Here is a 12,303-nt window from a genome sequence, read left to right on the forward strand (position 1 = left end):
GTTGCATAAGTTACGCTAATATCGTTGAATTAAATTTGACGATAGAGCACTAAAAAGGGCATCATTTGATGCCCTTTTTCTACACTTCAACTTGAAACTGCGTGTTTTTTGTCCAAAGTGTAGAAGTGAAATTTCGTAAAGATGAAGTTTTTAATAATGTTATTAAAGGCTTAGACCTTTTTCTTCATCCTGACCTCGCCCTCGCGGGGTCATTTTCGTCTAGATGATTAAGACTAGTTACAGGTTGGTTGTATGAAAGCGAATGCCGAAAACCAAGAAAGCGAAAGCAAAATGGATGGCCTGAAATGGGTCGTGGTTTTTGCTTTGCTAGCTGCTGCTGTGGTTGGTAATTACCTATACAGTGATGTTTCTGTTGTTCTGCGCTCTTCTGCCGTGGTAGCCCTTGTGGTTATTGCTGGTATTTTTGCCGCACTAACAGCTAAAGGTAAATCCGTGATTACGTTTGCACGTGAGTCACGCATGGAAGTCCGCAAAGTAGTGTGGCCTACTCGTCAGGAAGCTACGCAGACAACCTTTATTGTTCTAGCAGTCACTGTCGTAATGGCATTAGCCCTTTGGGGTATTGATGGCATTATGGTCCGTTTAGTGCGCCTAGTTACTGGCGCGTGAGGTAAGAATTCATGATCGAAGCTCCAAAGAAACGTTGGTATGTAGTACAGGCTTTTTCAGGTTTTGAAGGCCGTGTAGCGCAATCACTACGTGAACATATCAAAATTCATGGTATGGAAGAGCACTTTGACGAGGTTTTAGTACCGACGGAAGAAGTGGTAGAAATGCGTGCCGGTCAACGCCGTAAGAGTGAACGTAAGTTCTTCCCTGGCTATGTACTTGTACAAATGGTGATGAACGATGAAACGTGGCACCTTGTACGTAGTATCCCTCGTGTAATGGGGTTCATTGGTGGTACTTCTGATCGTCCAGCTCCGATTTCTGATAAAGAAGCAGATGCGATCTTAAACCGTTTACAACAAGCTAGTGAATCTCCAGTACATAAAACAGTATTTGAGCCTGGTGAAGTGGTACGTGTGACAGATGGTCCATTTGCTGACTTTAATGGTACGATTGAATCAGTAGATTATGATAAGAGCCGTGTTAAGGTTTCTGTATCAATTTTCGGTCGTGCAACACCAGTAGAATTAGAGTTCGGTCAAATCGAAAAGAACTGATCAAATTCTGTTCAACTCGTATTGTCAGGGGCGTGGAATTAGGCTATAATTTCGCGCCCTTTCGTTAGACGGGGAGTCTATTTGTTTAAAAATAGACGTTTGAACCCAAAATTAGGTATATAGCAATGGCTAAAAAAGTAGAAGCTTACATTAAGCTGCAAGTTGCAGCTGGTGCAGCGAATCCAAGTCCACCAGTTGGTCCAGCTCTTGGTCAACATGGTGTAAACATCATGGAATTCTGTAAGGCGTTTAACGCTAAGACTGACTCAGTAGAGAAAGGTCTTCCGACTCCAGTTGTTATCACTGTTTACAGTGACCGTTCTTTCACGTTCATCACTAAGACACCACCTGCTGCAGTTCTTCTGCTTAAAGCTGCTGGTCTTAAGTCTGGTTCTGGCCGTCCGAACACTGACAAAGTGGGTACTGTAACTGAAGCTCAGATCCAAGAGATCGCTGAGACTAAAGCTGCAGACATGACTGGTGCTGACATTGAAGCTATGAAGCGTTCAATTGCTGGTACTGCTCGTTCAATGGGCCTAGTGGTAGAGGGTTAAGATAATGGCTAAACTGACTAAGCGCATGCGCGTTATCCGCGACAAAGTAGATGCTACTCGTGAATACGACATCACAGAGGCTGTTGCTCTTCTTAAAGAACTAGCTACTGCTAAATTCGTTGAAAGTGTTGACGTTGCTGTTAACCTTGGCATCGATGCACGTAAATCAGACCAAAACGTTCGTGGTGCAACTGTACTACCTAACGGTACTGGCCGTGACATCCGTGTTGCTGTATTTACACAAGGCGCAAACGCTGAAGCTGCTAAAGAAGCTGGCGCTGAGCTTGTAGGTATGGAAGATCTAGCTGCTCTTGTTAAGAAAGGCGAAATGAACTTTGACGTTGTTATCGCATCTCCTGATGCAATGCGCGTTGTAGGTCAACTTGGTACCATTCTTGGTCCACGTGGTCTTATGCCAAACCCTAAAGTTGGTACTGTAACTCCTAACGTTGCTGAAGCAGTTAAAAATGCTAAAGCTGGTCAGGTTCGTTACCGTAACGACAAAAATGGTATCATTCACACTACTATCGGTAAGGTGAACTTTGATGCCGCTCAACTACAAGAGAACTTAGAAGCTCTTCTAGTTGCACTGAAGCGCGCTAAGCCGTCTTCAGCGAAAGGTACTTTCATTAAGAAAGTAAGCATCTCTACCACTATGGGTGCAGGTGTAGCGTTAGATCAGAACTCTCTGAAAGCTAACGTAGCGTAAACTAATTTGCAGAAGCGATAAGTTAGTGTATAATTTGTCGCTTCCGAATTCGTGGCTGAGGTTGATTGTTTTCAATTAACCTCCGTCAAAGACCGTAGGTGTTTTTCGGAACTTAATTTACCTACGTAGACGGTGCCAGAACATGATTGATGTAAGTCTTTTTTGGATCTGCGCCGTAAAACTCTCCTGTCAACCGGCAGTGAGTGGTGTAAATACTGGGGTTACCCAGAAATTATCCAGGAGCAAATCCAATGGCATTAAATCTTCAAGACAAAAAAGCAATTGTTGCTGAAGTCAACGAAGCTGCCAATGGTGCCCTGTCTGCAGTTGTTGCTGACTCTCGCGGTGTTAGTGTGTGTGCAATGACAACTCTACGTAAACAAGCTCGTGAAGCTGGTGTTTACCTAAGAGTTGTTCGTAACACATTAGCACGTCGTGCAGTTGAAGGTACTAACTTCGAATGTCTACAAGACGTTTTCGTTGGTCCTTCACTAATCGGCTTCTCTAATGAGCACCCAGGTGCTGCAGCGCGTCTTTTCAAAGACTTCGCTAAAGAGAATAAAAGCTTCGAGATCAAAGCTGCTGCATTCGAAGGCGCTATTGCCAACGCTGATGTACTAGCAACTCTACCAACTTACGACGAAGCTATCGCACGCCTAATGATGTGCATGAAAGAAGCGTCTGCTGGTAAACTTGTACGTACTATCGCGGCTGTACGTGATCAGAAAGAAGAAGCTGCAGCTTAATTGCCGCGCTTTATCTGATTACTATTTATACTTATTGTTGACTTTAAAAGAGAATTGTTATGTCTATCACTAACGAGCAAATCCTAGACGCAGTTGCAGAAATGTCTGTAATGCAAGTTGTTGAGCTTATCGAAGCTATGGAAGAGAAATTCGGTGTTACTGCTGCTGCTGCAGTAGTTGCAGGCGGCGCAGCTGCAGACGCAGCTGAAGAGCAAACTGAATTTGACGTAATCCTAACAGCTGCTGGCGCTAACAAAGTACAAGTTATCAAAGCTGTACGTGGCGCAACTGGTCTTGGTCTTAAAGAAGCTAAAGCTGTAGTTGACGGCGCTCCTGCTGCTGTTAAAGAAGGCGTAGATAAAGCTGAAGCTGAAGCTCTTAAAGCTCAATTAGAAGAAGCTGGTGCTTCTGTTGAAGTTAAATAATTATTATTTGATTTCATAGCCTTTTATGGCTATTGGCTGGTGGCAAAAATGCCACCGGCCTTTTTGCGCTATAGACCGGTGGTATTTTTACCTTGTTTTGTATCCACTGTCTGCGTAAAAAATATTCTAGTTTCATTAGAATATTCCTACTATAAAAACAACGATTAGTCACTACCCCCGCATGTGATATGGGGTAGTTTGGATCACTTATCAGCGATCTGAGGAACCTATGGTTTACTCTTATACCGAGAAAAAGCGTATCCGTAAGGATTTTGGTAAGCGTCCACAAGTGTTGGATGCACCATACTTGCTATCGATCCAGCTTGATTCTTTCCAAAAATTTATCGAGCAGGATCCAGAAGGGCATTACGGTCTAGAAGCTGCCTTTCGCTCTGTTTTTCCAATCCAGAGCTATAATGGCAATTCCGAGCTGCAATACGTTAGCTATCGTCTCGGTGAGCCGGTCTTCGATGTCAAAGAATGTCAAATTCGTGGCGTAACTTATTCTGCTCCACTACGCGTGAAGCTACGTCTGGTCATGTATGATCGAGATGCGCCGGCTGGCACCGTAAAAGACATTAAAGAACAAGAAGTTTACATGGGCGAAATTCCGCTCATGACAGATAACGGTACATTCGTTATTAACGGTACCGAGAGGGTTATCGTATCTCAGCTGCACCGTAGTCCTGGTGTATTCTTTGACAGCGATAAGGGTAAAACCCACTCCTCAGGTAAAGTGTTATATAACGCTCGTGTTATCCCTTACCGTGGTTCATGGTTGGATTTCGAGTTCGATCCTAAGGATAATCTATTCGTACGTATCGACCGTCGTCGTAAATTACCTGCGTCTATTATCCTTCGCGCACTTAACTACACAACTGAACAGATTCTTGACATGTTCTTCGATAAGATTAATTTCGAAGTACGCGGCAAGTCTCTAGTTATGGAGTTAGTACCTGATCGTCTACGTGGTGAAACTGCAAGCTTTGATATCGAAGCAAACGGTACTGTTTACGTAGAGCAAGGTCGTCGTATCACTGCTCGTCATATTCGTCAATTGGCGAAAGATGGCATTGATAGCATCGAAGTACCTGTTGAATATATCGTTGGTAAAATCGCTGCACGTGATTACATCAACGAAGAAACTGGCGAACTGATTGTTACGGCTAACCAAGAATTAAGCTTGGAAGCATTAGCACTTCTATCTCAGGCTGGTCATAAGTCTATTGAAGTTCTATTTACGAACGATTTAGACCATGGTCCGTACATGTCAGAGACACTACGTGTTGATAACAGTACTGACCGTCTAAGTGCATTGGTAGAAATCTACCGTATGATGCGCCCTGGCGAGCCACCAACACGCGAAGCAGCTGATCAATTATTTGAAAGCTTGTTCTTCTCAGAAGATCGTTACGATCTTTCTGCTGTTGGTCGTATGAAGTTCAACAGTTCTCTTCTTCGTGAAGAAATAACTGGTCCTGGTATCCTGAGCAACGACGACATCATTGAAGTGATGAAGAAGTTGATCGATATCCGTAACGGTAAAGGCGAGGTTGATGATATCGACCACCTTGGTAACCGTCGTATTCGCTCTGTGGGCGAAATGGCTGAAAACCAATTCCGTGTAGGTCTAGTTCGTGTTGAGCGTGCTGTTAAAGAGCGTCTAAGTTTAGGCGATCTTGATGCAATCATGCCTCAAGACTTAATCAACGCGAAGCCTATTTCTGCGGCAGTGAAAGAGTTCTTTGGCTCTTCTCAATTGTCACAGTTTATGGACCAGAACAACCCGTTGTCAGAAGTTACTCACAAACGTCGTATCTCGGCGCTTGGTCCAGGTGGTCTGACTCGTGAACGTGCTGGCTTTGAGGTTCGAGACGTACACGCGACTCACTACGGTCGTCTATGTCCTATCGAAACTCCTGAAGGTCCAAACATCGGTCTAATCAACTCGCTATCTGTATTTGCGCGTTGTAACCCTTACGGTTTCTTGGAAACACCTTACCGTAAAGTTGTAGACGGAAAAGTTTCGGATCAAATCGAATACTTATCAGCAATTGAAGAAGGCCTATACGTTATTGCACAGGCAAACGCCGCGCTTAACGAAGATGGTTCTTTTGCTGACGAATTGATCACTGCTCGTCAGAAAGGCGATTCAGGTCTGCACCCACGTGACCATGTTCAATACATGGACGTTGCAACCAACCAGGTTGTATCTGTGGCGGCATCCCTAATCCCGTTCCTAGAACACGATGATGCTAACCGTGCCCTTATGGGTGCGAACATGCAACGTCAGGCTGTACCTACTATCCGTGCTGATAAGCCGTTAGTTGGTACTGGTATCGAGCGTCAAATCGGTGTTGATTCAGGTGTAACTGCTGTTGCTAAACGTGGCGGCCAAGTTCAGTCTGTAGATGCTTCTCGTATCGTTATCAAAGTTAACGAAGACGAATTGATTCCTGGTGAAGCAGGTATCGATATCTACAACTTGACTAAGTACACCCGTTCTAACCAGAACACATGTATTAACCAGCGTCCAACTGTACTACCTGGCGAGCCAGTAGCACGTGGTGATGTTCTTGCTGATGGTCCTTCAACAGACCTTGGTGAGCTTGCGCTTGGTCAAAACATGCGTATCGCGTTCATGCCTTGGAACGGTTACAACTTCGAAGACTCCATCTTAGTTTCTGAGCGTGTAGTTCAGGAAGATCGTTTCACTACTATCCACATTCAAGAGCTTTCTTGTGTGGCACGTGATACGAAGTTGGGTTCTGAAGAAATCACTGCCGACATTCCTAACGTGGGTGAAGCAGCGCTTTCTAAGTTGGACGAATCAGGTATCGTTTACATCGGTGCAGAAGTGAAGGGTGGTGACATCCTAGTTGGTAAAGTAACCCCTAAAGGTGAAACACAACTGACGCCTGAAGAGAAGCTTCTACGAGCTATCTTCGGTGAAAAAGCTTCTGACGTTAAAGACTCATCTCTACGTGTTCCTGGTAGTGTTACTGGTACGATCATTGACGTACAAGTATTTACTCGTGATGGCGTTGAGAAAGACAAGCGTGCTCTTGAAATTGAAGAGATGCAGCTGAAAGAAGCGAAGAAAGATATCACAGAAGAATTCCAGATCCTTGAGGGTGGTCTTCTTGCTCGTGTTCGTACGCTTCTACTATCTGCAGGTTACGGCGAAGATAAGATTTCTTCAATGAACCGCGATACGTTGTTTGCACAAACGCTTGACGACGAAACTTTACAAAACCAATTGGAACAGCTTGCAGAACAGTATGATGAACTGAAAGCTGAGTTCGATAAGAAGTTTGAAACTAAACGTCGTAAAATCACTCAGGGTGATGACCTAGCACCTGGCGTACTTAAGATTGTTAAAGTATACCTAGCTGTTCGTCGTCGCATTCAACCTGGTGATAAGATGGCAGGTCGTCACGGTAACAAGGGTGTAATCTCTAAGATCAACCCTGTTGAAGACATGCCTTACGATGAAAAAGGTCAGACTGTTGATATCGTACTAAACCCATTGGGTGTACCGTCACGTATGAACATCGGTCAGATCCTCGAGACTCACTTAGGTCTTGCGGCGAAAGGTATCGGTGACAAACTTAACGACATGCTGAAAGAACAGCAGGAGTTACATAAGTTCCGTAACTTCCTACAACGTGTTTACAATCTTGGTGATACTCGCCAGAAGGTTGACATTGCTGAACTATCAGACGACGAAGTACGTACACTTGTACAAAACCTTCGTAAAGGTCTACCTATTGCAACTCCTGTATTTGATGGCGCACCTGAATCATCAATTAAAGAATTGCTACAGTTAGGTGATCTACCAACGTCTGGTCAGCTGAAGTTGTTTGATGGCCGTACTGGTGATGCATTTGAGCGTCCTGTAACTGTTGGTTACATGTACATGCTTAAACTGAACCACTTGGTTGATGACAAGATGCACGCCCGTTCTACCGGTTCTTACAGCCTTGTTACTCAGCAGCCGCTGGGTGGTAAAGCTCAGTTCGGTGGTCAGCGTTTCGGTGAGATGGAAGTATGGGCGCTTGAAGCATATGGCGCAGCTTACACCCTTCAAGAAATGCTAACCGTTAAGTCAGATGACGTTAACGGCCGTACGAAGATGTATAAAAACATCGTTGACGGTGATCATCGTATGGAACCTGGTATGCCGGAATCATTCAACGTATTGTTGAAAGAAATCCGCTCGTTGGGTATCAACATCGAGCTGGAAGACGAATAAGATTAGGTTAGTCACCTATACTTATTAGTTACTCCGGTATAAATATGAAGGCGCCAGTAGTCCTGGCGCCTTTATGGGTCAACTCCTCACAGGAGCCGAATGTGAAAGACTTACTTAAGTTTCTGAAAGCACAACATAAGACCGAAGAATTTGATGCTATCAAAATCGGTCTAGCTTCACCTGACATGATTCGTTCATGGTCTTTTGGTGAAGTTAAAAAGCCAGAAACAATCAACTATCGTACCTTCAAGCCTGAGCGTGACGGTCTTTTCTGTGCACGTATCTTTGGCCCGGTAAAAGACTACGAGTGTCTTTGTGGCAAGTACAAGCGCTTGAAGCACCGTGGTGTGATTTGTGAAAAATGTGGTGTTGAAGTTACTCAGACTAAAGTACGCCGTGAGCGTATGGGTCACATTGAGCTTGCTTCACCTGTTGCCCACATCTGGTTCTTAAAGTCACTACCATCTCGTATCGGTCTGTTAATGGACATGCCTCTACGTGATATCGAACGTGTACTTTACTTTGAATCATACGTAGTTATCGAACCTGGTATGACCAACCTTGAGCGTAGCCAGCTGCTTTCTGAAGAGCAGTACTTGGATGCACTTGAAGAATGGGGCGACGAGTTCGACGCTAAAATGGGCGCAGAAGCGGTTAAAGCACTTTTAGGCAATATGGACCTAAATGCTGAAATCGAAAACATGCGTGAAGAGCTAGAAGAAACTAACTCTGAAACCAAGCGTAAGAAATTAACCAAGCGTCTTAAATTGGTTGAAGCATTCCTACAGTCTGGAAACAATCCTGAGTGGATGATCCTGTCTGTACTGCCAGTATTACCGCCGGATCTTCGTCCGTTGGTACCACTAGACGGCGGCCGTTTCGCGACTTCAGATCTTAACGATCTTTACCGTCGTGTTATTAACCGTAACAACCGTCTGAAGCGTCTACTTGACCTGGCTGCTCCTGATATCATCGTACGTAACGAAAAGCGTATGCTGCAGGAATCTGTTGATGCATTGCTAGATAACGGTCGTCGTGGCCGCGCTATCACAGGCTCTAACAAGCGTCCTCTGAAATCTTTGGCTGACATGATCAAAGGTAAGCAGGGTCGTTTCCGTCAGAACTTGCTTGGTAAGCGTGTTGACTACTCAGGTCGTTCTGTTATCACAGTAGGTCCATACCTACGCTTGCACCAGTGTGGTCTTCCTAAGAAGATGGCACTAGAGCTATTTAAGCCATTCATCTATGGCAAGCTAGAGACTCGTGGTCTTGCGACTACTATCAAAGCTGCTAAGAAGATGGTTGAGCGCGAAGAAGCGATCGTTTGGGATATCCTAGACGAAGTTATTCGTGAGCATCCAGTAATGCTTAACCGTGCACCAACATTGCACCGTCTAGGTATTCAGGCATTTGAACCAACACTAATCGAAGGTAAAGCGATTCAGCTTCACCCACTAGTTTGTGCGGCATACAACGCCGACTTCGATGGTGACCAGATGGCGGTTCACTTGCCACTGACTCTTGAAGCACAGCTTGAAGCACGTGCTCTAATGATGTCTACCAACAACATCCTTTCACCAGCATCTGGTGATCCGATCATCGTACCTTCTCAGGACGTTGTATTGGGTCTTTACTACATGACGCGTGATCGTATCAACGCGAAAGGTGAAGGCATGTACCTTGCTGGACCAGCAGAAGCTGAGAAAGCATACCGTACTAAGACGGCAGAGCTTCACGCTCGCGTTAAAGTGCGTATCACTGAATTTGTGAAAGATGAGCAGGGTAACTTTGTCGAGAATACTGGCTTAGTTGATACTACTGTTGGTCGTGCAATGCTATGGCCTATCGTTCCTAAAGGTTTGCCATTTAGCCTTGTTAACACTGAAGCACTTGGTAAGAAGCAAATTTCTAAGCTTCTTAACACTTGTTACCGTAAATTGGGCATGAAAGATACTGTTATCTTTGCTGACCAAATTATGTACACAGGTTTTGCTTACGCGGCACTTTCTGGTGTGTCTGTTGGTATCGACGATATGGTTGTACCTGCGGCTAAGTACACTAAGATCGCAGAAGCAGAAGCAGAAGTTGCTGAAATTCAAGAGCAGTTCCAGTCAGGTCTTGTGACTGCTGGTGAACGTTACAACAAAGTTATCGATATCTGGGCTACAGCCAACGAACAAGTTGCTAAAGCGATGATGGATAACTTGTCTTTTGATACCGTTATTAACCGTGACGGCGTTGAAGAACAACAGAAATCGTTCAACAGTGTATACATGATGGCCGATTCTGGTGCGCGTGGTTCTGCTGCACAGATTCGTCAGTTGGCGGGTATGCGTGGTCTGATGGCTAAGCCGGATGGCTCAATCATCGAAACGCCGATCACTGCGAACTTCCGTGAAGGTCTAAACGTACTACAGTACTTTATCTCTACACACGGTGCTCGTAAGGGTCTTGCGGATACCGCACTTAAGACAGCGAACTCAGGTTATCTAACGCGTCGTCTAGTAGACGTTGCGCAAGACGTGGTAATCACAGCAGATGACTGTGGTACTCACGCTGGTATCACCATGATGCCTCTTATCGAGGGTGGTGATGTTAAGGAACAACTAGGCGATCGTGTTCTTGGTCGTGTTGTTGCTGAAGATGTCTTTATTCCTGGTACAGAAGAAGTTCTAGCACCACGTAATACACTTCTTGATGAGAAGTGGTGTGAGATTCTAGAAGCGAACTCTGTTGACCAAGTTAAAGTACGTTCTGTTGTAACGTGTGAAAACGACTTCGGTTGTTGTAAGTTCTGTTACGGTCGAGACCTTGCTCGTGGTCACCTGATCAACTCAGGTGAAGCAGTAGGTGTTGTTGCGGCGCAGTCTATCGGTGAACCTGGTACACAGCTAACAATGCGTACGTTCCACATCGGTGGTGCGGCATCAGCAGCAGCTGCAGATAATAAGATCGTAGTGAAAACTACGGGTTCTATGAAACTGCATAATGCGAAGTTCGTAACTAACAACGCTGGTAAGCTTGTAATTACTTCTCGTGCATCTGAGCTAAGCATCATTGATAAGCTTGGTCGTACAAAAGAGAACTACAAACTGTCTTACGGTACGTTGCTAACTAAAGGTGATGGCGCTGAGGTTGTTGCTGGTGAAACAGTAGCAAACTGGGAAGCTCACACCATGCCAATCATCACTGAAGTGGCTGGTCGTATCCAGTTCGTTGATATGATTGATGGCGTAACAGTTTCTCGTCAAACAGATGATCTAACCGGTCTATCTTCAAGCGAAGTAACTGATCCAGCAGCACGTCCAGCAGCAGGTAAAGATATGCGTCCAGCTATCAAACTTGTTGATGCAGATGGTAACGATGTAATGATCCCTGGTACAGAGATGCCAGCTCAATACTTCCTACCTGGTAAGGCGATTGTTCAGCTTGACGATGGCGCTATGGTTGGCATCGGTGATACGTTATCACGTATTCCGCAAAAATCTAGCGGTAACAAGGATATCACGGGTGGTCTACCACGCGTTGCTGACTTGTTTGAAGCTCGTAAGCCTAAAGAACCAGCTATCTTGGCAGAAATTACCGGTGCAGTATCATTCGGTAAAGAAACTAAAGGTAAGCGTCGCTTGATCATCACTCCAAGTGAAGGTCAACCGTACGAAGAGATGATCCTGAAGCATCGCCAACTTAACGTTTTCGAAGGTGAAAAAGTTGAGAAGGGTGACGTAATTGCCGATGGTCCAGAAACTCCGCACGATATTCTACGTCTACGTGGTGTTCACGCAGTAGCAGAATACATCGTTAACGAAGTTCAGGAAGTTTACCGTCTACAAGGCGTTAAGATTAATGATAAGCACATTGAGACTATCATTCGTCAAATGCTACGTAAGGTAACTATCACTGTTGCTGGTGACTCTGATTTCCTAGAAGGCGAGCAAGTTGAATTCTCTCGCGTAACGATTGCTAACCGTCAGCTAGAAGCTGAAGGTAAGACACTAGTAAGCTTCTCTCGCGACTTACTTGGTATCACTAAAGCATCGCTTGCGACTGAGTCATTCATCTCAGCAGCATCGTTCCAGGAAACAACACGCGTACTAACAGAAGCAGCTGTTTCTGGTAAGCGTGATGAGCTTCGTGGTCTGAAAGAAAACGTAATCGTGGGTCGTTTGATCCCAGCGGGTACTGGTTTCTCTTACCACCAACGTCGTCAGAATCAACGTAATGTTGAACTGGAGCCAGTAGCACCACAAGTTGATGCAGAGCAAGCCTCTCAAGACTTAGCGGCACTATTGAATGCAGGTCTTAACGACGAGAATTAATTCTTATCGTGACTGATTCTAAAAGGCATCCTTCGGGGTGCCTTTTTTATTGGCTGCGATTTAAGATTTAGTTTGGGGTTGAGTTAGAAAGTGGGGAAAATGATCCCG

8 protein-coding genes are annotated in these 12,303 nt (G+C 44.9%); all 8 read left to right on the top strand.

The window, feature by feature from the left end:
* The first annotated feature begins 252 nt into the window (after positions 1-252).
* The 8 genes from secE (at position 253) to rpoC (ending at position 12,195) form a co-directional block, all read left to right on the top strand.
* Positions 253-630 carry a preprotein translocase subunit SecE gene (gene secE, locus VXS03_RS18325; RefSeq protein WP_080158720.1) on the top strand — a complete coding sequence of 126 codons (378 nt, stop codon included), beginning with the start codon at positions 253-255 and terminating at the stop codon, positions 628-630.
* 11 nt (positions 631-641) lie between these two features.
* Complete coding sequence (gene nusG, locus VXS03_RS18330; protein WP_045038844.1) at positions 642-1,187, top strand: transcription termination/antitermination protein NusG; 546 nt, start codon at positions 642-644, stop codon at positions 1,185-1,187.
* Between the two features lie 125 nt (positions 1,188-1,312).
* Positions 1,313-1,741 (top strand): 50S ribosomal protein L11, encoded by a 429-nt coding sequence (rplK, locus tag VXS03_RS18335; RefSeq protein ID WP_080158719.1) that lies wholly within the window; start codon positions 1,313-1,315, stop codon positions 1,739-1,741.
* A 4-nt stretch (positions 1,742-1,745) separates the two neighbouring features.
* Positions 1,746-2,450 carry a 50S ribosomal protein L1 gene (gene rplA / locus VXS03_RS18340; RefSeq protein ID WP_327765303.1) on the top strand — a complete coding sequence of 235 codons (705 nt, stop codon included), beginning with the start codon at positions 1,746-1,748 and terminating at the stop codon, positions 2,448-2,450.
* A 251-nt stretch (positions 2,451-2,701) separates the two neighbouring features.
* A complete protein-coding gene (gene rplJ / locus VXS03_RS18345) occupies positions 2,702-3,196 on the top strand; it encodes a 50S ribosomal protein L10 (RefSeq protein ID WP_036788959.1) in 495 nt (164 codons plus the stop codon).
* Between the two features lie 59 nt (positions 3,197-3,255).
* On the top strand, positions 3,256-3,621 hold the full coding sequence (gene rplL, locus VXS03_RS18350) for a 50S ribosomal protein L7/L12 (RefSeq protein ID WP_065168453.1): 366 nt from the start codon (positions 3,256-3,258) through the stop codon (positions 3,619-3,621).
* Positions 3,622-3,850: 229 nt separating this feature from the next.
* Positions 3,851-7,876: a DNA-directed RNA polymerase subunit beta gene (gene rpoB / locus VXS03_RS18355; protein WP_327765304.1), complete on the top strand. Its 4,026-nt coding sequence runs from the start codon at positions 3,851-3,853 to the stop codon at positions 7,874-7,876.
* A 101-nt stretch (positions 7,877-7,977) separates the two neighbouring features.
* Positions 7,978-12,195: a DNA-directed RNA polymerase subunit beta' gene (gene rpoC / locus VXS03_RS18360; protein ID WP_080158716.1), complete on the top strand. Its 4,218-nt coding sequence runs from the start codon at positions 7,978-7,980 to the stop codon at positions 12,193-12,195.
* Positions 12,196-12,303 lie beyond the last annotated feature (108 nt).

The organism is Photobacterium sp. S4TG1, assembly GCF_036040035.1.
Taxonomy (GTDB): domain Bacteria; phylum Pseudomonadota; class Gammaproteobacteria; order Enterobacterales; family Vibrionaceae; genus Photobacterium.

What these genes read in the sequence shown, in the direction of transcription:
- rplA (WP_327765303.1), top strand. Translation starts at nt 1,746, where the DNA reads ATGGCTAAACTGACTAAGCGCATGCGCGTTATCCGCGACAAAGTAGAT.
- rpoB (WP_327765304.1), top strand. Translation starts at nt 3,851, where the DNA reads ATGGTTTACTCTTATACCGAGAAAAAGCGTATCCGTAAGGATTTTGGT.
- rplL (WP_065168453.1), top strand. Translation starts at nt 3,256, where the DNA reads ATGTCTATCACTAACGAGCAAATCCTAGACGCAGTTGCAGAAATGTCT.
- secE (WP_080158720.1), top strand. Translation starts at nt 253, where the DNA reads ATGAAAGCGAATGCCGAAAACCAAGAAAGCGAAAGCAAAATGGATGGC.
- rplK (WP_080158719.1), top strand. Translation starts at nt 1,313, where the DNA reads ATGGCTAAAAAAGTAGAAGCTTACATTAAGCTGCAAGTTGCAGCTGGT.
- nusG (WP_045038844.1), top strand. Translation starts at nt 642, where the DNA reads ATGATCGAAGCTCCAAAGAAACGTTGGTATGTAGTACAGGCTTTTTCA.
- rplJ (WP_036788959.1), top strand. Translation starts at nt 2,702, where the DNA reads ATGGCATTAAATCTTCAAGACAAAAAAGCAATTGTTGCTGAAGTCAAC.